Source organism: Vibrio sp. T20 (genome assembly GCF_007858795.1).
GTDB lineage: Bacteria > Pseudomonadota > Gammaproteobacteria > Enterobacterales > Vibrionaceae > Vibrio > Vibrio satsumensis.
The window spans coordinates 260,511-282,691 of the sequence record NZ_VFEB01000138.1; the positions used below are offsets into that span (position 1 = coordinate 260,511).

Sequence of the window (22,181 nt, forward strand, 5' to 3'; positions counted from 1 at the left end):
GTGAAAGGTTAAAAACTTACGGGAGGAAGTGATGAGTCGCAATCGACTCATCATAGGTATTACAGCAGAGGGTTGAACAAATAGAACAATCTTTCAAAGAAGCGATTTCGCAACTTTCTCTGTTCCCACTGGTCCAGTACAACTGGGTGAGATAATTCAATGTACGATTGCTGTAGCTCAGAGAGCTGTTGAGTGAAGTGTACATCGTCAACGGCGAGCGTCACTTCGAAGTTTAACCAAAGGCTGCGCATGTCGATATTGACCGTTCCGATTAAACAAAACTCTTCATCAATCACTACCGATTTGGTGTGAAGAAGCCCACCGTAAAACTCGTAAATCTTCACGCCTGCTTCAAGTAGTTCGGTATAAAACGCGCGCGAAGCCCACTTAACCATCAGTGAATCGTTGTTATGTGGAATGATCAGTTCTACGTTTACACCACGTTGCGCCGTCATTTTCAGTGTCTCTAATAAATCGGCACTCGGTACAAAGTAGGGGGTTGTGATGCGAACAGAATGGTTTGCCTGATTAATCGCAATGGTCAGAACTTGTAGGATCAAATATTCCGGCATGCCAGGACCTGATGGCACTACTTGAACAGGGTGATGCGTTATTACCTCTTCAACCGGACACTCTGGTAAATCAGGAAGGATTCGTTCACCTGTTTCGACTTCCCAATCCCAACCATGAATGGCTGACAGCACATTTACGGTTGGGCCAGTTACGCGAACCATTACGTCAATCCACTGGCCAACACCTGAACTCTGTTTGAAGTGAGCAGGGTCAACCATGTTCATTGAACCGGTATAGGCAATGGTTTCATCAATCACGATGATCTTACGGTGCTGCCTAAGATCTAAACGGCGTAAGAAAATACGCCAAGGGCTTACTTCCAGTGCTTGTACAACTTGCACACCGGCGTCTTTCATCATTGAGCGCCAGTGACTTTTGAAAAAGCGTGGGCTACCCGCAGAATCAAGTAAAACCTTAACATCTACGCCACGTTTGGCAGCTCGAATGAGAGCGGAAGCAACCGAATCAGTTAAGCCTCCTGGGTGCCAAATATAGAAAACCATCTTGATACTGGTTTGGGCATTTTCTATATCTTCGATAATTGCGTGTAAGATCTCATTGGGAGAAGCTTGCAGTGAAAGCGTGTTTCCGCTGAGTGCAGGAATGCCCATCCGATTGTTACAAAGTTCATCAATCTTGTGGATAGGGGAGCCGACCTTTCCTGGAAGGTGGAGCTGACAATCATCTAGTTTTCGGAACCAATCGCCAAACGGAGTAAACATGCGATGTGCGCGCTCAGCCCGCTTTCGGCCTAGGTTTAGCTCTCCGAAAAGGAAGTAACAAGCCACACCAACTATTGGGATAATGTAGATAACCATGAGCCACGCGAGAGAAACGCTGACAGAGCGTCGTTTTAGTACGACACGAAAAGTCACACCGGCTACAAGTACCCAGTACAAAGCGACAGAGGCTAAAGTTAAAAAATGGTAGAGCTTTTCCACATTGAATACTCGAAAAAAGAGACACTTAGATAGTAATGCTATTTTACGGATATGGGAATTTAAGGAATCAACTATTTACAAATTAGAGCTAAAGCTGTAAACAGGTTATAGTTGTTAAGTTTTGGTTAACTTAAGACGAAAACGATTGTTTTGTATGAAAAGGCGGCATTTAACCATAAAAATTTACATTGGTAACGAAATTTATACGGTTCGGGCTTCCAATTTTATTCTTAAACTGGTTTACTTGCTATATAACGAGCGTCAATCAAATCTTTTAGGTGTGTAAATTTTCATGTACACCTTATCTTTTAAAGACGCCACCCAAAGCAAAACACAACATCACATAACACAAAAGTTTGGAGTAAACGTGGCTACTAGTAATACAACCACAACACCCCGCGATACCTGGGGTTCGAAGTTAGGATTCGTAATGGCTGCAGCAGGTTCTGCTGTTGGCTTAGGTAACATTTGGAAATTCCCATACACAGCAGGCGAAAGTGGCGGCGGTGCATTCGTTGCAATTTATCTGTTTTTTGTAATCTTTATCGGTTTCAGTGTCATGCTGACTGAGTTTGCGATTGGCCGTCATACGCAGAGATCAGCAGTAGGTGCATTTAAATCAACTGACCGTCGCTGGACGTTCGCTGGTGTAATCGGCGTAGTAAGTGGCCTGCTAATCATGGGTTTCTACCCTGTAGTAGGTGGCTGGTCTATCGCATACATCGGTAAAATTGCTGGTGGTCTACTAGACGCACCTGAAGCAATTGGTGACAGCTTTGGTGGCTTTATCTCAAACCCAGTTCAACCACTTATGTGGATGGGCTTATACCTACTACTTAACGTTGTAATCGTTATGAAGGGTATTTCTGGAGGTATTGAGAAAGCGGGTAAGATTTTGATGCCACTTCTTTTCATCATCCTGATTGTGGTATCCATCAAAGGCATCATGCTTCCGGGCGCGATGGCTGGTCTAGAGTTCTTATTCAGCCCTGACTTCTCTAAAGTAGACAGCGGTGTAATCCTAGCTGCATTAGGTCAAGCATTCTTCTCACTATCTCTTGGTATGGGTTGTATGTTGACATACGGTTCTTACCTGAAGAAGAAAGAGAACCTAGTTCAAACTACAGCTATGGTTACAGCAATGGATACAGGCGTTGCTATCCTAGCTGGTGTTGCAATGTTCCCTGCAATGTTCGCATTCGGTATGGAGCCAGCAGCTGGTCCTGGTCTAGTGTTCGTTGTTGTTCCTCAGTTATTCGCTGAAATGGGCGGCGTAGTTGGTCTTCTGTTTGCTCTTATGTTCTTCGTGGGTCTAAGTGTTGCGGCACTAACATCTTCAGTATCTCTACTTGAAGTTGTGGTTTCTTACCTAATCGATGAGAAAGGCATGAAGCGTGTGACTGCGGTACTGTCTGCAAGTGTAGTAATGGCGATTCTATGTATCTTCGCTTCTCTATCACTTGGTGGCTTCGGTCCTACACTGTTCGGTACTGGCGCATTCGATATCTTCGACCTACTAACTGATAAGATCTTCCTAGCAGTTGGCGGTATGTTGGTATGTATCTTCGCTGGTTGGAGACTAAACCGCGCTGACCTAGAGAAAGAGATCACTAACGACGGTGAAGTATCTTTCCCACTATTCGGTTTATGGTACACACTAGTTAAGTACATCATCCCAGTAGCTATCGCTATCGTTGCGTTTATGGGTATCTCTTCTGGCTTCGACAGCGGTAAAGGTGCAATCATGCTACTAGGTATTGGTATCATTGCTGGCTCTGCGGTAATCTCTAAGAAGCTATAGTTCTTAGAAACCATAATTCTTAGAAGCTACAATCGCGAGCTAAAGTAAATTAAGAAACGGGGGTCATTGGCTCCCGTTTTTTTTATTTCTGAAATTTGATTTTCGACGAAAAATAAAATCTTGCATAGGGCGAGTTGCTTTGTGCGAATTACTTAAATCTAATCGAGCAAATACTAAGCACTAACTGGTACAGGTTGAAAAGAAGCCCAATGATTCAATGTTTATTGAATGAGTTGGGCTTTTTCGTAGCTGGAATCTGGATTCAGACACGGTATACTCCACGTTCTACAATGGAGCTAGCCTTTACATGTTCGATATTCTTCTGAACCACTCTGATTTTTTACTTATCAATAAGCATCCTGGAGTCAGCGTCCACAAAGACGATGGCGATACTATGTTACTTCAAGAAGTTGCTAAGGCAATCAATGAGCCTAAGCTGTATCTCGTTCATCGGTTAGATAAAATGACCTCGGGCATTCTGCTGCTAGCAAAAAGTGCGTCGGCGGCGAGCGAGCTTTCACAGCTATTTGCAAAGCGTGAAGTAGAGAAATACTACCTTGCGCTCGGTTCTAAGAAGCCAAAGAAAAAGCAGGGGCTGATTTCTGGTGATATGGAGCGTTCAAGACGCTCTAGCTGGAAACTTCTGGCAACTAAAGAAAACCCGGCGATTACCCAATTTCTATCTGCAACAGCGGAACCCGGTGAACGTCTGCTGTTATGCAAACCCTATACAGGGCGAACTCACCAGATCCGTGTCGCGATGAAATCGATCGGCTCAGCCATTGTTGGTGACCCTATTTATAATCCATCGAGTGAGGCTGACAGAGGTTATCTGCACGCCTTCGCGATTCGATTTACTTATCAATCAGAAGCCTACGAATATGTCTGTGACCCAAGGAGCCTAGACTCTTTAGGCGAGAAGTGGCACCAAGAAACCGTATCTAGCGGTTTGGACGGTTGGCTTGAACCTTGGTCATTAAGTTGGCCAAAGCTAAACACTAAGTGAGTGAAATAATGGAAGCATCAGCTTTACCTCTGTTTTTTAGTCATATTGAACAGCAATTAAATGAAGTGCCAAACGAACTTCGCCGTATTTTCCACGGCCGCGGTAAGTTTTGGCCTGGTCTAGAGCAACTGACATGTGACTGGGTTGATGGACAGTTACTGGTTAACGTGTTTAAAGAGGTAGACGACGAATTCTTGTCATCTCTCAAAGCTGGATTGGTTGAACTCACCGACAAAGATATCTGGCAATCAAAGCAGGGCACAAGCATTGTTCTGCAACACCGCTATGCTGACGGTGCACCTTCGGAAGTACTGTGGGGTGAGCTTAACGACTCTCCAGTGGTTGTTGAGCATGGCCTTAAGTATCAGTTAGACATTGGTCGTAATCAGAACTTTGGTCTGTTCCTAGATATGCGTAATGGTCGTCAGTGGGTACAAGATAATGCTAAGGATAAGAACGTTCTTAACCTGTTTGCATACACTTGTGGCTTCTCAATAGCGGCTATCGCTGGTGGTGCCCGTCAATGCATGAACGTGGATATGTCACGTGGCTCACTGAACAAAGGCCGTGATAACCACCGTTTGAACGAACATGACATGCGCTCGGTGAATTTCCTTGGTTACGATATCTTTAAGTCGTGGGGCAAAATCAAGAAAGGCGGTCCTTATGAGTTGGTGATTATCGACCCACCTTCGTTCCAAAAAGGCAGTTTCGCCCTAACTAAAGACTACAAAAAGATCTTACGTCGTTTGCCAGAGCTTCTAACGGAAGGCGGTGAAGTGATTGCGTGTGTGAACTCACCTGCAGTGTCACCTAACTTCCTTATCGAGACGATGGCAGAAGAAGCGCCAAACGTTGAGTTTATTGAACGCTTAGATAATCCACCTGAGTTTGTGGATGTCGATCTTGATTCAAGTCTAAAGGTATTGAGATTTCAAATTAAAGCCTCTGCCGATGCTTAATTGAATTTCAGAATCAGCTAAAAAAACGCCGCCCATCTGAGCGGCGTTTTTGTTTATAAACTAATACTAGCTGGTTTGATTCTTGAGGGTCTGGAATCCAAAATAGATACGCATAAATGTGGTTAGCCAACACGCGGCACCAAAGGTGTAGGCGATAACCGCAAAGTGTTGAGGCCAAATACAGAAAGCAATGAAACAAGCGATGGTTTCTGTGCCTTCGGTTAGTCCAGACATGTAATACAGAGACTTATGTTTATAGACTGGGTTTTCAATGCCTCGCTTACCAGCCATAACCGCAAACGCTAAAAAGCTGCTGCCTGTGCCGATAAAAGAGAAAATCAAAAATGCACCGGCAATAGCGTTGTGTTCTGGGTTGGCGATAACAAAGCCAAAGGGGATTAATGAGTAGAATAGGAAATCTAGGCTGATATCGAGGAAACCGCCCGCATCACTAATGCCTTGGATTCGAGCCAAGGCTCCATCAAGCCCGTCGCAAACCCTGTTAAATACAATAAACCCTAACGCCCATTCGTATTGTTGAAATGCCAATGCTGGAAACGCTAAACATCCAACCAGAAACCCAAACAGGGTGGTTTGGTTGGCTGTGATGCCGAATCTATTAAGTAGTTTGGCTGATTGATTTAATGGCCACTTAATGACCTTAATAGAGTACTTATCCAACATGGTTACTTCTCCATGGCCAAGACAAAACTTTTGCCCCTTGAGGCACATCGGCTTGGTCGTGCGTCACCATTAATGTCGGAATATCCGCTTTAGTGAGTTGCTCAAATACCCAGTCGCGAAACTGAGCTCTGAGTTCTTGGTCGAGTTTACTAAAAGGTTCATCAAGCAACGCCAATTTCGGTTTCGCCAATAGCATACGAGTTAAGCTAATTCTCGCTCGCTGGCCGCCAGATATTTGGTCGGGAAATGACTCCGCCAAGCGGGTCAGTTCAATGTCTTTTAACGCTTCCATTGCTTGTTGTTGGCGATCTGATCCCTTAACCGAGTTTGGTAACGAAAAGGCCAAGTTCTCCCATACTTTTAGGTGTGGAAACAACAAGTCATCTTGAAACAGAATGCCGACTTCACGCTGATGTGATGGGAGCTCGTCTAGCTGAATATCGTTCAAAATAACGGTGCCAGAGTATGAGAACTCGTCATTCAGGTGACCCGCGATGGCATCTAACAAAGTCGATTTTCCGCAGCCGCTTGGCCCCATCAACGCCAATATTTGGCCTGATTCTAATGTTACGTTTAGCGCTGAAAACAGCGATTCGCCATCGGTTTTACGGATGGTGAGGTCGTTGAGGTACAGACTCATTACTTAGGAAACCTTTAAAAGTAAGACGGCGATATCTAAGTTGAAGTCGGCTGACTAATATCGCTAAAGAGAAAAAGAACAGAGGCAATAGGGCCTGCCAAATGGCATAGATTGCTGTCACCCTGCGGTCGAAACCACTGGTTAGGGCAACGGCTTCGGTTGTGATCGTGTTAATGCGACCCGCACCGAGCATCAATGTTGGCAAATACTGAGCCAAACTCACGCTGATTCCGACCGCCCAAGCAAAGGCGATAGCAGGAAGCAAAATTGGCAGTTTGATTGAATACCAACTCTGAAATGGCGATTTACCCAAGCTCAGTGAAGCTTTTATCAGCCCATCGTTGAAGCTTTTCCATGGGCCGTCCAAAGACAAGTACACAAATGGAAAGGCGAAGAATACGTGTGCCCAAATCACCCAAAACTCATAGGCGTTGCTGCCTATGTATAGGGTGGTCACTTGCATGCCAAACAATACTGAGAGTTGAGGTATCAACATGGGAATCGCGATAATAAAGCCCGGAACTTGCCACTTGTATTTGATTCGGTATTCGTGAGCAACCAGCGCAAGCAACAAAGCGACTGAAGCCGCAATCAGACCAATCCATAAGCTTTGACTAACGGTGCTCATGATGCCATCCCACTCGAACTCCCAGAAGCGCACGCTGTAGCGGCTCGGCAGTAAATCAGGGAAACGCCAGCGCTGAGCAACGCTCCAAATTGCCATTAAAGGAATGACCAGCAATGAAAGGCTAGCAAGGACAGTGAATATGGTTTTCCCCGGCAAGTTAGCCCCTGTTCTTCCTGAATACTGCCAAGTTCGAAAGTACTTAAGAATTGCCCATTCAACTAAACGCGCCAAGGTGATGATCAATGAAGCTAAGCCAAACAAAACGATAGCACCAGCAGCAGCTCGCGGGAGTAGATTAAGATCCGGATCGTTGAACCATTGCCATACTAAAACGGCAAAGGTCGGCGGGTTGGTTGGGCCAATGATCAGAGCAATATCGACAACCGACACGCTGTAGGCGAGTACCGCCAACATTGGGAATCGAAGCTTAGTAAACCATTGTGGGAAAATACATTTCCACCAGATCTGAGCACGACTATAACTCAGAGATGCACTGACCTTAGTGATACGCTCTACATCAATTTGCTGAAGTATCGATATGCTCATCAACAATAAGAAAGGGACTTCTTTAAGCGCCAACATGATGATGAGGCCGAATGCGTATGGGTCTTTGACCAACAAAGCTAATTCAGAACTCGTAGCCGATTCACCAAGTAAGTGATGCACGGCTCTTGCGCCAAGGCCTGTTGGGCTAAATAAAAACGCAAAGCCAATGGCGAAAGCCACATGTGGAATGGCAAGCATTGGCGATAGCGTTAACTCAATCTTTCTCCAAAATTGGTTTCCCCAAGAGGCTTGAAGAATACAAAAGGTCAGGAAGCAGGCGATATAGCTGCTTGCAATCGCTGAACCTAGGCTTAAGCCAATAGAGTGCCAAGCCCCTTCCCATTGAAAGACTTGGCTAAAACCGTTGAGTGTTGGCTCATCTAAACCTAGGGGCGGGATGAAACTCAGTGATGAAGCCACGACTCCCGCTACCCCAGGGATGGTTGGGGTAATGCACACAGCTATAACAACAAAATATAGAGCGCGTAGCATGGAGGTTAGTTACCGTATCGCTTAAGCCACTCTTTCTCGAGCGCGTTTTGCCAACTAGGATGCGGTTCATCAATCGATTTAAATTGCTGGGTGTTTTTAGCGCTGCCAGTGAGGTACTTGCTGCTCAGAACCGAAGGATCGCCCCAAACATTAAGGTCACCTTTGCGAGACTGTGCTTCTGGGCTCAGCAAGAAGTTAATGGTCACTTGAGCACCTGCGGTTGCATTGGCATTCCAAGGAATCGCAAGGAAGTGAATGTTAGATAGAGCGCCGCTATCTAGAGCATAAGCCTTAGTGGTTTCCGCTAGGCGACCACTTGCTTGTGCTGAATAAACAGAGTTTGGATTAAACGTAATCGCGAGGTCGAGCTGTCCGTCATCCAGAAGTTGAATGCTTTCAGATGTACCTGCAGGAAATTGCTTTCCGCCTCGCCATGCCACTTTATGGAATTTATCTAAGTAAGCCCACAGTGGTTCCGTAACTTCTTGGAAGGTATCTTCTGAAACGGGTTTAGCAAGCGCAGGACTGTTGTTTGTTAGCTCAATCAGTAGAGACTTAATGAAGCTCGTACCATGAAACTCTGGTGGGCGCGGGTAGCTTAAGCGATTCGGGAAAGCCTGAGCGTAGCTCAACATCTCTGAAAACGATTGTGGCGGATTGTGCAGTGTTTCTTGGTCGTGGATGAAGACAAGTTGCCCAACGCCCCAAGGTGCTTCAAGGCCTTCTGTTGGTTCAGAGAAGTCGACATCAATCGGTAAAGATTTATCGACATACTGCCAGTTTGGAAGTGTTTGAGTGAATGGTCCAAACAACAAAGCGTTGTCTTTCATTGAGCGGAAGTTCTCGCCATTGATCCAAACGATATCAACACTGCCTTCAGTGTTCTTTCCTGCCGCCTTTTCTGCGAGTAAGCGAGTGGTAGTTTCTGCAATATCGGTTACTTTCACATGTTTTAAGGTAACACCGTACTCACTTTGTAATTTCTTGCCCGCCCACTGTAGGTAACGATTGATTTCTTGGCTACCGCCCCAAGCGTGAAAGTAGACAGTTTCTCCCTCTGCCTGCTGTTCTATTTGGTTCCAACTGTCGGTGGATGTTGCTTCATCAGCATAAGTGGTTGCGCTGTATGCAACGGTTGCCATGATTCCTAACGTACTTACTATCTTGTTCATAAACTTTTCCATTTGGTAGTGAACGGGCAAGAGCATTGTGTTTTCGAACGCCCTAATAGTTATTCTATCCGTTTCTCAAATAAATTCTAATTCAACAGTAAATTCAATCAATTACTTGAGAACAGGCAGGGAGTTCGCGGTTGAGTTTGTTCGATATGCGATCGTCTCGAAAGCTCGACAGACTTTAGGCTCTTACCATCCTAGCAATAGACCGATAAACCAGTGAATTTATTGCATCTAAATGAGAGATATTTGAGGTTTATTGGAGGTTGGTACGAAAAGTAGTCGATGAGTGTTAATTTTGAAGGTGTTGTGAGGGTAAGCAGGCAATAAAAAAGGAGCCATGAAGGCTCCTCTAATCAATATCTATTTCGAGAACGGATTAGTTTACCCAATCACGAATTGTGTACGTTAGCGTGTGTACATCGTTTTTCAGTACTAGCGTATCGTTTGTTAGGGTTACGTCGCTCCACTCGCTTAGAGTAGCAGAAACCGACTGTTCGATTTCCATCGCAGAGCCGTGACACATTTTCATTGTCATGCCCATTTGCTTGATACGGAATTGACCGTCTTTCAGCTCGCCTTGACCGAAGAAGTTGTTACAACCAGCCATGCCGTTTGCAGTCATCTTTTCGCCGATCTCTAGACGAGGAGCTGCTTGGTCTTCGCTTTTCACAATGTCCTTGCCATCAATTTGCGCAAGTTCCCAATTATGGTGCTGTAGATCGGTTGGTGTTACTTGCATCGCGTTGTCACCTGTTGTTGTGCATGCTGCTAGCATCATAGGTAAAGCGGCTACTGCTAGTAATTTTTTTGAACTAAACTTCATATTATAAGGCTCCAAAGGAAAGAACGAAGTTACCGAATAAGTGTAACTTGATGGGTTCAAAGTATAGTTTACAAAACACTATATGTGTCAGTATAAGGTCATAGTTTAGTATGGATTTCATGAGCTAGGCGATAAATTAATCGCTTATTTTTGAGATAGTAAGCGTAATTTTGAATGTGTAAGGAGGCACGGTGGAGCAGTTAGAGTTTTTCCAAGTTCCAAGCCCTTGCGTTGGGGTTTGTTCAAGCGATGACAAAGGCTATTGCAATGGTTGTATGCGCAAGAGAGAAGAGCGCTTTAACTGGATGTCGATGACACCGTCAGAACAATTGCACGTGATAAAGCTGTGTCGTCAGCGCTATAGACGAAAAATAATGAAGCAAAAAAACTTGGTTGGTAAGTCGGTCGACGAAGAGGGAAATACAAGTCCCCAAAGAGATCTTTTTGGCTAAAGAGGATGCATTAAGATTTTATTTAACTCCGATGTAACTATTACTTTACATAATGGTTGGGGTGTAATATTAAGATAGGTACCTTTGTACCTGAAGGAGTGGTGTCGGTATGAATAAAAAGAACGTAAAACTCAAAAAAGAGCCAGTCAAAGCACTGGATCGTAAAACGATCGGGGCGAAAGATGACCCTGAAGAGGCTCCGCGTGATTGGCATTCGATGTCAGAAGAAGAACGAATGGAAATCCTTTCTCACCTTTCAGACATGCCTTTTCAATAACACCACTGGTTCTTCAGAGTCTTTCTTAAAGCCCTGTTTTCTTAAATAAACAGCTTTCTGAAATAAACATATTATTAAACAAACATGTGATTCGCTTTCGTTACACCTCGATGGTACGTACAAAATGTATCATCGGCTTCGGTGGTTTTACTATGGATCTTAATGTTTGTGATGACTTCAACAGCCCCTGCATCGTAGCAAGCTTGCTCTGCTTTTTTAACGATATCGAGTAATTGGTTGAGTTCACCTTTCATCGTGGTTTCCATTGCACCAACCTGGAACGGCACATCGGATGCTTTCACAACTTCAATGGCTTTATCAACCACTTCGAAGTTGTTGCCTTCTTTAACGCGAGGTATTACTTGGAAGGCAACCATCACTTCTTTTTCTCTTTTTAACTCAGACACTTTCTGCTTACTCTAGGATAGGGAATTGTTGCAGATGATAGGTTAATGCGGAGATAAATACTACAGCGGCTATGCTGGTTGGATTACTCTTATTGTTCTACTTATTACCCCAGTGGTCGCTTACCCAACCACCTATGTGTTCATCAAAATGACTGCCACTGAACCTCTGGTTGCGTTCCACCGAGGTATCACAATCATCTTTATTATCTAATAGGGTTTGTATGTAGTTTGCCATCGGGTCATTGGAACGTTGACGATCTCGGCGGGTTGCCACTTCCTTAATCAGTTGTAATCGATATGTAGAGCTAGCACGTTTCATTTCAATGACCTCCTGTTGTAGACACTAATAGAAAAATCTAGTTGCCAGATATAGGGGCGTCAACGTGATTTGATAGTATTTTTTTTGAGCAACCAAGAATCAATACGTTGGCATCGTAATTCACAAAAGTGTCATTTAAGTTGGCAGCTTTAGGGAAGTTTTTGGGTGTGGATTTATGTTTTGTTGCATATGAAAAAGCCCAGTGCAAACTGAGCTGACCATTCTATTTCTGATTGCTTAGAGCTATTCCTGGTTACTTTGAGCTATTTGTTTTGCTTTTAAACTGCTTAATGCTCTTCTTTTTGGCTGTTCTTCGATTGGCCATTTTGTCTTTTGGCGGACGCTTACGAGCTGTTGATTCTGATGCAGGTTTATCAGTTACAGGGAAACCTTCCAACGATTGCAACGGAAGTGGCTTATTAGTCAGAGTTCGAATCGCATTGAGGTGCTCGTTTTCACTGTGGCTAACCAGCGAGATAGCACAGCCTGCGCTTCCTGCTCTCGCCGTTCTTCCTACGCGATGTACATAAGTTGCTGAGTGAGAGGGCAATTCAAAGTTGATCACAACAGGTAGCTGATCAATATGGATGCCACGAGCCATCACATCGGTTGCGATAAGCACGCGAGTTTCACCATTTTTGAAACTCTCTAATGCCTGTGCGCGCTCTTCCTGGCTCTTGTTGCCATGTAACGCACTTACGCTGATCTTGGCTTTGTTCAATCGCTTGGTTAATGCGTCTGCATTGTCTTTGGCGCCAATAAAAACCAACACTTGCGGCCATTGGTTTTGATTAAGTAGGGCAATCAGTGCTTGAGCCTTGTTGCCTTTGTTCACGAGATACAGTGTTTCTTCAATGGTTTCGACAACGCTGTTTTCTTGGTGAATTGTGATCTTCTCTGGGTTTGATAAAAGCGCTTCAGCCTGATTGACCAACTCTGGAGGAAGTGTCGCTGAGAATAGCAGTGACTGTCGTTTCGCTGGCAGAGCTTCGATGATCGCTTGAATATCAGGCCAAAAGCCCATGTCGATCAATCGGTCTGCTTCATCAAGAACCAATGACACACATTGAGTTAACTCTAATTCGTCACTTTTGATAACAGCCAGCAATCGGCCCGGTGTTGCGATAGCAAGCTGTGGCCCCATTAATAATTGCTGTTGTTGGTCATCTGCGTTCACACCGCCAGTTAACGTAATCGTTCTGATATTAAGAGCAGTTGCGATGGGTTCTAAAGACTCAGCGACTTGAGACGCAAGTTCACGTGTTGGAACGATAACAAGTGCTTGCAGTTCATTTACATCATGATTGATGTTGTTCAGCAAAGGTAAGCCGAAGGCCAATGTTTTACCGCTACCCGTTTGAGCCAATGCAAGTACGTCTTTCCCCGTAATAATTGTAGGAATTACCGCTTGCTGTATCTCTGTCGGCTTATTGAATTGAGATGGGAGCGCGGACACGGTTTTTGCGTTAAGGGTTAGGCTATCAAATGACATAAATGAACCAAGTATCAAAAGGGATGTGGAGTCTAACAGGGCTGCAAATGTTAGAGAATCAGTTTTGTACGTTACACGATAAACGTATTGATTATACGCGCGAATTATATATGTTAGCCATACGTGATAATTAAGCGTTTGTCATATTGTAATGGCAATGAATGGACGTACAATGTCCGCCCTAAAAATGTTCATGAAATGAGATCGAAATGAGTTGGGACAGTATCTGGCTGTTTATTGTTATCGTGTTTTTTATTGCCATTATTCCGGGGCCTAATGCTTTATTGGTATTAAGCACAGCCTTAACTCAAAGGAAGCTGTTCGCATTTGTGAACGTGTTGGGCGTGTCATGTGGTTTCTTTTTTCATGCCTTTATCTCGGCCAACGGCATAAGTCTGTTACTGTCGAACACCCCCATGGCCTTTGAAGGGCTAAAATGGGCTGGGGTTTTGTATCTTGTCTGGCTTGGGTATAACCATTTTCGTGCGGCACTGCGCGCTCAAGAGGGCGTACTTTCTGTGGTAAGTGCATCGGGAAGTAAGTTATATAACCAATTTTTCAAAGGGCTCCTCACTAATCTTCTGAATCCTAAAATCGTCCTGTTTTATCTTTCTATATTTCCTCAATTTGTTTCAAAAGATGCGATTGTGGCAGACAGTCTCATGCTTGGTGGGATTCAGGCGTCAGTGGTATCGATGTGGTTCTTGGTTGTGATCTTAATGGCGGATACGTTTAAGCGCTTGTTGGTTCAAAAGCGAACCTCACAAATGATGAACATCGTTTGTGGTGTTCTATTCGTGGGCTTCAGCATCCAGTTGGCGTTGTTTCAGCTTTAGGGGGCGACGTGAAGAATTGGGTATTTAGCTATCGGTTCAGTTCTGATTTCCGTCTCAGTTCTCATTTTCTACTGAATGCTAAGCAATCCTTGTTTCTCTGTATAAATCTCTAAAGCATTATCCCGGCAAGTCGATATAATAATCAGCTATCAATTTGGTGAATGTGTTTGTTTGAAACCAATTGAAGCTAAAGTTTATTGCTTGACCGAATAACCGAGACAGGGAGTCATTAATGCGTGAAGATTCATTCACCCAGAAACGCAAATATTACCGCTTAAAGTACCCTCAAAAGGCACGCCCGGTGATGCGAATTAAGGATGAGCTTTTTCATGTCAGTGAAGTGTCTGAAAAAGGTGTACGCCTGATGATGCGCAACATCATTCCGGTTTATCGTGGCTTTTCAATGGCCGGCACCTTGAGGCTGCATGACAACAACAGTGTCGATATTAGTGGTGCTGTATTGAGACAAGAGGGCGATGAAGTGATCGTTCAGCTATCACAAGGCCCCAGCTTCAAAGATATGGTGTCTGAACAAAGGCATATTAGGCAAAGATACCCGGTATTTTTTGCAAGCCTGAGAGTGGCTTAAAAGCGGCTGACGTAAGTTCCTTAAGGCGCAAATAGCTTATTCTAAGCAGAGATTAAAAAGCCCAGCACTTTCATAAGTGCTGGGCTTTGTTATATTGACCAAACTAGATAGAGAGTCAAATAAAGAGCATGGCTAATCTATAGCTCGTCTACTGTTGCCCAAACTGCTGCTAGCATGTCGTGCCCAAATGCGGCACTACGCTCTGGCGACCAGCCGTAAAGTTCGTCAGCGTGGCTGATGTGATCTTTAAATGGCATCTCAACCGTGTAAGCCAAACACTTGAACTGCTCGCCAATCCAGTTTGTACCAACGGTCATGTTCGCTTTGCCTGGTTCGTCTTTGTCGTAACCAAACTCATCTTGAAACTCTGGCGTGATCGTCAGTAGCGCTTGCTTGAAGTGGTTCTCTAATTTAGCAATACGCTCATTGTATGAAGGTGTGCCTTCGCTACCAGCAACAAAGTTATATGGAATCGCTTCATCGCCGTGAATGTCTAGACATAGGTCAACGCCAGTTTCTAGCATGCGCTCACGTACAAGGAAAACCTCAGGGCTGCGTTCCATAGAAGGTGACTGCCATTCACGGTTTAGGTTAACGCCAATACCGTTGGTGCGCAGGTGGCCACGGATGCTGCCATCTGGGTTCATGTTAGGCACAACACGGAATACAACGCTGTCTAATAGTGAACGACCCACTGTGTCTGTCTCATCGAGTAGACGTTGAAGTAGACCTTCGATCAACCATTCAGCCATAGTCTCGCCAGGGTGTTGGCGACCAATAACCCAGATATTTTTCTTCTCTTCACTTGGCTCGCCGATAGTTAGCAAAGTGATGTCGTTGTTGTCTAGCGTATGACCCAGAGTTTCAAGCTTACAAGCCGGGTGCGTTTGAGCACTGTGCAGAAGATCTTGATGACGATCATATGAGTACGGTGCGAAGTACGCGAAGTACATTGAATCGTGCTCTGGAATGATATCAAAGCTTAGTGTGTCGCCATCGAATTGAGATGGGATACGGAACCACTCTTCGCGGTCATACGATGCAACCACATCGTAATCTTTCCAGCCTTCAGGGTATGCAGACGTTGCCAGTTGGCCGATTTCAAAGTGGTGTGCTTGTTGAGCATCGCTTTCTAAACGGAAGTGAAACCACTGAGAGATTTCAGTCTGGTTGTCTGCTGGGATAGTCAGTTGAATGTTTTGTGGTGAATCTGCTGAAACGACGTGAATGTTGCCGCTCTCGAAATTGCTGAAAATTTTCATTGTAGTTTTTATCTCGTAGTTGAGTTGCCGTAAGACTAGCACACTTTTTTTCGAGCAAACCACTAACTAAATCGTAATGAGATGTTATTTCAACTATCTACTTTTTAGTTGTCTATTTTGAACAATTACTTCCAATCTATCGGCGCTGGCAAGTCGTACACCCGCGACAGGCAGAACGTGTGTGGCGATCTAACTTGCTACGTTGCACCTTGCAATAAGCGTTTTTCAATGCCCTTCGTCCAGAAAACCAATCATCAGGTTTCGCAAGAATCAGATAACCATTAAATCGTTTAACGAGCTCGACTCTATTTTGGTCGATGAACTTGCTATCAAAGCCAATCTCAAAGTAATCAAGCGCTTGTTCGATGGCAGTGAAACTCGCTATTTTTTGTTGGAATTCTGTTTGGCTCATGGGAAGTAGGTTTCTGTTCTGGTGACAACTATTGTATCGAGTTTACGATTTGTTTTATTGATTTTAGTTATGACTTACCTGGGTTTGAATCGTGGGCTTTTTTAACTTGAAGTGATCTTTTTAACTCTTTGAGGATTATAGATAAAGTATTAAAAAACTAAGACAGGACAGAACCAATGAATCGAATCAATCCAAAGAAATTACTTCGCAGTAAATGGACGGCCGTTAGCCCTTTGAAGAAAGAAAAGCACTTTATGGTCACAGAAGTTGAATTTGATGAAGGGGAAGTAGTGCGCTGCATGATAGAGGCAGTAATGACTAAACGAGAAGAAAACATCAATTGGCGAGAGCTTACTGATAATCAAAATTGGCTCCCAGGCTGGAAGTAGGGCTAGAAGCCTGTTTGATTCTAATCTGTTGTTAATGGCGAACTGGCGTTTATCGGATACTCGACGCACGCCCTTGCCAGTATTTAAGGCCTTCTAATACACCTTCAGCATGTGTTGCTCTACTCGTGTATACGTTGTCTCTATCCGATAGGTGAGCAACCTCAGGATAATGATTAGCGACCAATATCGAGTTTACGCCCTCAATGGTGAGCATCGAGGTGTCGTTAGCAGAATCACCCGCTACGCACACTTCCGCAACGCTCAAATCATGTTGTTTGAGCAGATGATGAATCGCGGTAGCCTTATTGACGCCCTTCGGGGTGATGTCCAGATACCAGTCGTGAGAGTAGGTGAGATGTACATCCAATCCGTGCGATTCCAAACTTGATTCGATCAACTCATGTTGAGGATCAGACAGTTTCCCTTCAAAAGTAATCTTGTAATCACCTTGATGGTTTTCGAAGCGCTCACCCATAAAATCAAGTGGTGCGAGAGCCGTCTCTACCTTTGATTTGTTCCAAGAAGCTTCCAGTTGGTTATGCCAAACATGGTCTGGTTTTTGGGAATGAACATGATGAATTTTCGTGCCCACATCGCTAATAATACTGTGTGGTTTCGGGTAGTTATCCGACTCTAAACCCACTCGAATCGAAGGTAATGTTCTTCCCGTCGCTATGATAAAGCGGATATCAGGTTGCTCTGTGAGGTAATCAAACAACTGGTTAACACCGTGAGATGAACCACCATCAAGCGTACCGTCAAAGTCACACACCAACATTTTTATCATTCGAATTCCTTGTCTTTTTCTCTATTTCGTCACGGGAAAATGTTTATTTCTTTTATAAAGAATGGCTCAGCAATGAGCACTCTACAAGTTGATGTCCAGCTTAGGTAATCACCAATTGAGAGTTTGCAGCAAGTATCACAGTTGGTGTGGTGTATTAAAATTCTTGGTTGAAAAAGTTGATTTAGACTCGCTGACTTTAGCCGGTTGACCTTTGGTTTTTAGGTAGAGATTGAGAGTAGATTTTAGCTTTGTTGCCGAATGAACTTTCGCCTCTGAAACGCCATGAAAGCTTAATAAATAGTTTGTATTCGAATTATTTGTACACGAACCATTTGTGCGTATTCTTGGTCTATTTAGCCTATTAATTGTTCTGATGTGAAATAAATATTCAATAATCTATCAGTAAGTAATACATAATATTGCAGATGTTGCTTGCGGTTTAAATTCCTTTGTTATCAATATTTTGCTCTAATTGTGCTTGATGTTTAACCTTTGTTTTGGTTGGGGGGTTGACGGTTTTGTCCTATGTTTACAGAACGCACCCCCTTGATTTGCACGGCTTAATTGCTTAGAGTGCTAATCGTTTTTCGGGTTTAAATAACCATTTTAAAGTTTAAACAACCGTTTTTAAGTTTAAATAACTATTAGTTTAAATAACTAAGAAAGGATTAGATTACATGGATCCCATACTGGAAGTTAAGGGACTGTACAAGGTGTTTGGTGAAGACACCGACCGTGCTTTTACTATGATTAATGAAGGCGCGAACAAAGATAAAGTTTTCGAAGAAACAGGGTTAACGATCGGCGTTAACGATGTTTCTCTTAGTATTCAAGAAGGCGAGATTTTCGTAATAATGGGACTGTCAGGATCTGGCAAATCAACCTTAGTACGCCTTCTTAACCGCTTGATTGAACCTACCCAAGGTAATGTGCTTCTTCGAGGCAAAGACATTGCCCACATCTCAGAAGATGAACTCCGCGAAGTCCGCCGCAACAACATCTCAATGGTTTTCCAAAACTTCGCATTGATGCCTCACATGACAGTAATTGAAAATGCCGCGTTTGGTCTTGAGCTAGCGGGTGTTGAAGTCGATAAGCGAAAACAGTCAGCATTCGAAGCGTTAGAGCGAGTAGGTCTTGGCGCGTATTCAGAATCTTACCCTGATGAATTGTCTGGCGGTATGAAGCAGCGTGTTGGTTTGGCTCGTGCTCTAGCATGCGACCCCGATATTCTGTTAATGGACGAAGCCTTTTCTGCGCTCGATCCTTTGATTCGTACTGAAATGCAAGACGAGCTAATTCGCCTGCAAAATGACGATAAACGAACCATTGTTTTCATCTCGCATGATTTGGATGAAGCGATGCGTATCGGTGACCGAATTGCAATTATGCAAAATGGCGAAGTGGTTCAAGTAGGTACTCCAGACGATATTCTTAATAACCCAGCTAACGATTATGTCGAAGCTTTTTTCCGTGGTGTAAACGTAGCAAGCGTGCTTACTGTGAAAGACATTGCGCGTAAGAAGCCAGCTGCGGTATTTAAAAAATCAGAACACGATGGCCCAGCGTCCGCTCTACAAATTTTGATGGATAACGACCGCGAATACGGCATCGTAGTTGAGAAGACCAGTCGTTACTCCGGCATCGTCTCTATTGATTCCCTTCGTAAAGCACATAAAGAAAACAAATCACTCGTCAGCGCGCAGCTCGATGATGGTTTAACGCTGAACCCTGATTTACCAATCAATGATGTGCTTGGCCTTGTTGGCGGTGTGCCTTATTCCGTTCCTGTTGTGGACGAGCAAGGTAATTACTTTGGCGTTGTGACTAAGTCACGACTGCTACAAACATTAGATAAGGGATAGATCATGTCGTCTGAACAAACAAATAATGACCCATGGTCTCAATCAGCTCCTGCAGCTCAACCAGCAAGTGACCCATGGTCTCAATCAGCTCCTGCAGCTCAACCAGCAAGTGATCCTTGGGGTCAAGCAGCTGATACCTCACCATCAGCGGATTGGTTAAGCAGCGAAACAGTCGAAACGACACCTTTTGATCCACTTAACCCATTTGCAGAAGCAGTTTTGCCCGTCGACACTTGGGTTGAGTCTGGACTGAATTGGTTAGTTGAGCACGGACGTCCATTGTTTCAAGCAATCCGTGTGCCTATCGATTTCATTTTAAGTTCATTTGAAACGGCGTTGGTGTCGACACCTGCACCATTCATGTTGATCATCTTGTTTTTAGTCGCATGGCAGTTTTCAAACCTGAAGCTTGGTTTGGCTACAGCCGTTTCTTTGACTTTTATTGGCTTAATTGGCGCTTGGTCTGAAGCGATGACCACACTTTCACTGGTTATGACGTCGGTCTTCTTCTGTCTGTTGATTGGTTTGCCCATGGGGATATGGCTCGCGCGTAGTAATACTGCGGCTAAATTCGTACGCCCAATTCTCGACGCCATGCAAACGACGCCAGCCTTCGTTTATCTTGTACCCATCGTAATGTTGTTTGGTATCGGTAACGTTCCGGGTGTGGTGGTGACCATCATATTCGCACTTCCTCCTGTTGTACGTTTGACTATCTTGGGTATTCAACAGGTGCCGGAAGATTTGATCGAAGCGGGTCACTCATTCGGCGCAAGCAAAAAGCAGATGCTATATCGAATTCAATTGCCATTGGCGTTGCCAACCATCATGGCAGGCGTAAACCAAACACTAATGTTGTCGCTATCGATGGTGGTTATCGCATCAATGATCGCGGTAGGCGGTTTAGGTCAAATGGTACTGAGAGGTATCGGCCGTTTAGATATGGGGCTGGCCGCTGTTGGTGGTCTAGGCATTGTTATTTTGGCAATCCTACTTGACCGCATTACCCAAGTTCTTGGGGTAAATGCAGGTAATACAAAATTACGCTGGTATCACATGGGGCCAGTTTCCCTTGTGCTAAAAGCTTTAAATCGCGGTAAACAATCAGAACTACAACTAAGGAAAAACACCAATGAATAATTCATGGAAGAGCAAACTAGCCGTTAGCATCGTTTCGACACTGGCTGTATCAACGAACGTGTGGGCAGCAAGCTTGCCAGGTGAAGGTGTATCAGTTCAGCCTGTTCAATCTTCAGTTGCTGAAGAAACGTTCCAAACACTGATTGTTAACCGTGCTCTAGAAGAGCTTGGTTACGACGTGAAATCAACACAAGAAGTGGACTACAACGTAGCTTACACCTCTATCGCAAAAGGTGACGCGACGTTCCTAACGGTAGGTTGGTTCCCGCTTCATGCTGATAAATACAAAATGGCGGGCGGCGATGACAAATTCTACCGCGAAGGCCAATATGTAAGTGGTGCCGCTCAAGGTTACCTAATCGATAAGAAAACGGCAGAAAAGTACAACATCACTAATATTGGTCAATTGACTGATCCAAAAATCGCCAAGCTGTTTGATGCTGACGGTGATGGGAAAGCAGATCTTACGGGCTGTAACCCAGGTTGGGGCTGTGAAATGGTTATCGAACACCAACTATCGGCATTCAAGCTGGACGATACGGTAACTCATAATCAAGGTAACTATGCGGCGATCATTGCCGACACAATTTCACGTTACCAGAAGGGTGAATCAATCCTTTACTACACGTGGACACCTTACTGGGTGAGTGGCGTATTGGTGCCTAACGAAGATGTAGTATGGCTAGAAGTTCCGTTCTCTTCACTACCTGGTGAGCGTGCGAATGTTGATACTACTTTGTCTAATGGTAAAAACTACGGCTTCGAAATGAACTCAATGCGCATTATTGCTAACAAAGAGTTTGCTAAGAACAACCCGTCAGCAGCGAAGCTTTTCGAAATCATCAAACTTAACATCAATGATGTAAGTGCTCAGAACATGATTATGAGCAAAGGTAAAAACAGCTCTGCGGATATCGAAGCACACGTTAACGGTTGGATTAAAGCGAACCAAAATACGTTTGATTCTTGGATTGCAGAAGCGAAGAAAGCAGCGCTGTAACTTTGACTTGTATTTGCTCTGTCTGACAAGACATTTTGATTTGATGAGCGTGTTGAGTGATTGTGTAGAGTCACTCAATCACCTTCAAATCAAGTGAAATGGCGACAGAGTGAACATTAAAAAAGCCAGCAGTCCAATTTGGATTGCTGGCTTTTTGTTTTCTGTTTCTATTCTTGAGCTTCTAGCTTCTAGCTTCTAGCTTCTAGCTTCTAGCTTCTAGCTTCTAGCTTCTAGTTTTTAGTTTTTAGTTATAGCTCTAGCGTTCGCCTTGAACTTCGAAGTCATCACTTATTAAACGAGCGCAGCCATCCGCTTCCAGTGCCCAGTGCTCACGATGTACAACACCAAACGCCTTGTTCATTGTCCAGCTAGCGGTAAGAATGTAGCCGCCTTCTGGGTGCTCTTCCCACTTAACATCGGTGTAATCAACGTCTTTGAAGCCTTGGTCGATGATATTTTGCCAAAACGCTTGAATCGCTTCACGACCTTCAAAGGTACCAAATGGGCGAGCTTCCATCACACACGACTCCGAGTACTGATCCGCACAACCTTTTGCATCTTGGCTGTTGAATGCTTTCTGCCATGCGTTAATGCCTTGCTTACATGCTTCTAATACTTGGTTGTTTAACATTGCTTTTCTCCATAGCAGTCTTTTTTCAAACACTGTGTCTTTGATTTGA

At 44.2% G+C, this 22,181-nt stretch carries 24 protein-coding genes; 11 read left to right on the forward strand and 13 right to left on the reverse strand.

Annotated features, from left to right (window positions below; genetic code table 11):
- Window positions 1–59: 59 nt before the first annotated feature.
- The gene (cls, locus tag FTW16_RS16655; RefSeq protein ID WP_146491879.1) at window positions 60–1,514 is read right to left on the reverse strand and encodes a cardiolipin synthase; all 1,455 of its coding nucleotides are present in this window, start codon (window positions 1,512–1,514) and stop codon (window positions 60–62) included.
- Between the two features lie 367 nt (window positions 1,515–1,881).
- Here cls and FTW16_RS16660 point away from each other — a divergent pair, with 367 nt between their 5' ends.
- The 3 genes from FTW16_RS16660 to FTW16_RS16670 all read left to right on the forward strand — a co-directional run bounded on the left by FTW16_RS16660 (window position 1,882) and on the right by FTW16_RS16670 (window position 5,283).
- Complete coding sequence (locus FTW16_RS16660; protein ID WP_080967341.1) at window positions 1,882–3,315, forward strand: sodium-dependent transporter; 1,434 nt, start codon at window positions 1,882–1,884, stop codon at window positions 3,313–3,315.
- Window positions 3,316–3,622: 307 nt separating this feature from the next.
- The gene (locus tag FTW16_RS16665) at window positions 3,623–4,321 is read left to right on the forward strand and encodes a TIGR01621 family pseudouridine synthase (RefSeq protein WP_146491880.1); all 699 of its coding nucleotides are present in this window, start codon (window positions 3,623–3,625) and stop codon (window positions 4,319–4,321) included.
- 8 nt (window positions 4,322–4,329) lie between these two features.
- Window positions 4,330–5,283, forward strand: a complete 954-nt coding sequence (locus tag FTW16_RS16670; protein WP_146491881.1) for a class I SAM-dependent methyltransferase — start codon at window positions 4,330–4,332, stop codon at window positions 5,281–5,283.
- Window positions 5,284–5,349: 66 nt separating this feature from the next.
- On the opposite strand, the gene FTW16_RS16675 is transcribed toward FTW16_RS16670, so the two are convergent.
- From FTW16_RS16675 to FTW16_RS16695, 5 genes are all read right to left on the reverse strand, one after another.
- On the reverse strand, window positions 5,350–5,967 hold the full coding sequence (locus FTW16_RS16675) for a CDP-alcohol phosphatidyltransferase family protein (protein WP_146491882.1): 618 nt from the start codon (window positions 5,965–5,967) through the stop codon (window positions 5,350–5,352).
- Complete coding sequence (locus FTW16_RS16680) at window positions 5,957–6,607, reverse strand: ATP-binding cassette domain-containing protein (protein ID WP_146491883.1); 651 nt, start codon at window positions 6,605–6,607, stop codon at window positions 5,957–5,959. Before FTW16_RS16680 ends, FTW16_RS16675 begins: the two co-directional genes overlap by 11 nt.
- The gene (locus tag FTW16_RS16685) at window positions 6,573–8,273 is read right to left on the reverse strand and encodes an ABC transporter permease (protein WP_146491884.1); all 1,701 of its coding nucleotides are present in this window, start codon (window positions 8,271–8,273) and stop codon (window positions 6,573–6,575) included. Before FTW16_RS16685 ends, FTW16_RS16680 begins: the two co-directional genes overlap by 35 nt.
- A 5-nt stretch (window positions 8,274–8,278) precedes the next feature.
- Window positions 8,279–9,445: an ABC transporter substrate-binding protein gene (locus tag FTW16_RS16690; protein WP_146491885.1), complete on the reverse strand. Its 1,167-nt coding sequence runs from the start codon at window positions 9,443–9,445 to the stop codon at window positions 8,279–8,281.
- A 382-nt stretch (window positions 9,446–9,827) separates the two neighbouring features.
- Window positions 9,828–10,274: an META domain-containing protein gene (locus FTW16_RS16695; RefSeq protein ID WP_004734625.1), complete on the reverse strand. Its 447-nt coding sequence runs from the start codon at window positions 10,272–10,274 to the stop codon at window positions 9,828–9,830.
- A 191-nt stretch (window positions 10,275–10,465) separates the two neighbouring features.
- Here FTW16_RS16695 and FTW16_RS16700 point away from each other — a divergent pair, with 191 nt between their 5' ends.
- Together FTW16_RS16700 and FTW16_RS24565 are read left to right on the forward strand one after the other, a co-directional pair.
- Window positions 10,466–10,726 carry a DUF1289 domain-containing protein gene (locus FTW16_RS16700; protein ID WP_032545919.1) on the forward strand — a complete coding sequence of 87 codons (261 nt, stop codon included), beginning with the start codon at window positions 10,466–10,468 and terminating at the stop codon, window positions 10,724–10,726.
- A gap of 109 nt (window positions 10,727–10,835) precedes the next feature.
- Window positions 10,836–11,003: a hypothetical protein gene (locus tag FTW16_RS24565; RefSeq protein ID WP_186728085.1), complete on the forward strand. Its 168-nt coding sequence runs from the start codon at window positions 10,836–10,838 to the stop codon at window positions 11,001–11,003.
- A gap of 74 nt (window positions 11,004–11,077) precedes the next feature.
- Here the strand turns inward: FTW16_RS24565 and FTW16_RS16705 are convergent, their stop codons facing one another.
- The 3 genes from FTW16_RS16705 to FTW16_RS16715 all read right to left on the reverse strand — a co-directional run bounded on the left by FTW16_RS16705 (window position 11,078) and on the right by FTW16_RS16715 (window position 13,221).
- A complete protein-coding gene (locus FTW16_RS16705; RefSeq protein WP_061018985.1) occupies window positions 11,078–11,380 on the reverse strand; it encodes an MTH1187 family thiamine-binding protein in 303 nt (100 codons plus the stop codon).
- Between the two features lie 127 nt (window positions 11,381–11,507).
- Window positions 11,508–11,729 carry a hypothetical protein gene (locus FTW16_RS16710; RefSeq protein ID WP_146491886.1) on the reverse strand — a complete coding sequence of 74 codons (222 nt, stop codon included), beginning with the start codon at window positions 11,727–11,729 and terminating at the stop codon, window positions 11,508–11,510.
- Window positions 11,730–11,982: 253 nt separating this feature from the next.
- The gene (locus FTW16_RS16715; protein WP_146491887.1) at window positions 11,983–13,221 is read right to left on the reverse strand and encodes a DEAD/DEAH box helicase; all 1,239 of its coding nucleotides are present in this window, start codon (window positions 13,219–13,221) and stop codon (window positions 11,983–11,985) included.
- Window positions 13,222–13,430: 209 nt separating this feature from the next.
- Here FTW16_RS16715 and FTW16_RS16720 point away from each other — a divergent pair, with 209 nt between their 5' ends.
- The gene (locus FTW16_RS16720) at window positions 13,431–14,057 is read left to right on the forward strand and encodes a LysE family translocator (protein WP_146491888.1); all 627 of its coding nucleotides are present in this window, start codon (window positions 13,431–13,433) and stop codon (window positions 14,055–14,057) included.
- A gap of 232 nt (window positions 14,058–14,289) precedes the next feature.
- A complete protein-coding gene (locus FTW16_RS16725) occupies window positions 14,290–14,646 on the forward strand; it encodes a hypothetical protein (RefSeq protein ID WP_048658352.1) in 357 nt (118 codons plus the stop codon).
- A 137-nt stretch (window positions 14,647–14,783) separates the two neighbouring features.
- Here FTW16_RS16725 and FTW16_RS16730 read toward each other — a convergent pair whose 3' ends face one another.
- Both FTW16_RS16730 and FTW16_RS16735 read right to left on the reverse strand, forming a co-directional pair.
- On the reverse strand, window positions 14,784–15,908 hold the full coding sequence (locus FTW16_RS16730; RefSeq protein ID WP_146491889.1) for a carboxypeptidase family protein: 1,125 nt from the start codon (window positions 15,906–15,908) through the stop codon (window positions 14,784–14,786).
- A 136-nt stretch (window positions 15,909–16,044) separates the two neighbouring features.
- On the reverse strand, window positions 16,045–16,320 hold the full coding sequence (locus tag FTW16_RS16735) for a nitrogenase-stabilizing/protective protein NifW (protein ID WP_146491890.1): 276 nt from the start codon (window positions 16,318–16,320) through the stop codon (window positions 16,045–16,047).
- A 176-nt stretch (window positions 16,321–16,496) separates the two neighbouring features.
- Here FTW16_RS16735 and FTW16_RS16740 point away from each other — a divergent pair, with 176 nt between their 5' ends.
- Window positions 16,497–16,709 carry a TIGR02450 family Trp-rich protein gene (locus FTW16_RS16740; RefSeq protein WP_017065368.1) on the forward strand — a complete coding sequence of 71 codons (213 nt, stop codon included), beginning with the start codon at window positions 16,497–16,499 and terminating at the stop codon, window positions 16,707–16,709.
- 49 nt (window positions 16,710–16,758) lie between these two features.
- Here the strand turns inward: FTW16_RS16740 and FTW16_RS16745 are convergent, their stop codons facing one another.
- Window positions 16,759–17,496 (reverse strand): HAD-IIB family hydrolase, encoded by a 738-nt coding sequence (locus tag FTW16_RS16745; RefSeq protein ID WP_146491891.1) that lies wholly within the window; start codon window positions 17,494–17,496, stop codon window positions 16,759–16,761.
- 677 nt (window positions 17,497–18,173) lie between these two features.
- On the opposite strand from FTW16_RS16745, the gene proV reads away from it, so the two are divergent.
- The 3 genes from proV to proX are packed head-to-tail and all read left to right on the forward strand — an operon-like array spanning window position 18,174 to window position 21,501.
- A complete protein-coding gene (gene proV / locus FTW16_RS16750; RefSeq protein WP_146491892.1) occupies window positions 18,174–19,361 on the forward strand; it encodes a glycine betaine/L-proline ABC transporter ATP-binding protein ProV in 1,188 nt (395 codons plus the stop codon).
- Window positions 19,362–19,364: 3 nt separating this feature from the next.
- On the forward strand, window positions 19,365–20,501 hold the full coding sequence (gene proW / locus FTW16_RS16755; RefSeq protein WP_146491893.1) for a glycine betaine/L-proline ABC transporter permease ProW: 1,137 nt from the start codon (window positions 19,365–19,367) through the stop codon (window positions 20,499–20,501).
- Entirely contained in the window at window positions 20,494–21,501 is a 1,008-nt protein-coding gene (proX, locus tag FTW16_RS16760) for a glycine betaine/L-proline ABC transporter substrate-binding protein ProX (RefSeq protein WP_146491894.1), read from the forward strand. Before proW ends, proX begins: the two co-directional genes overlap by 8 nt.
- Window positions 21,502–21,757: 256 nt before the next feature.
- On the opposite strand, the gene FTW16_RS16765 is transcribed toward proX, so the two are convergent.
- Complete coding sequence (locus FTW16_RS16765; protein WP_146491895.1) at window positions 21,758–22,132, reverse strand: YybH family protein; 375 nt, start codon at window positions 22,130–22,132, stop codon at window positions 21,758–21,760.
- Between the last annotated feature and the right edge of the window lie 49 nt (window positions 22,133–22,181).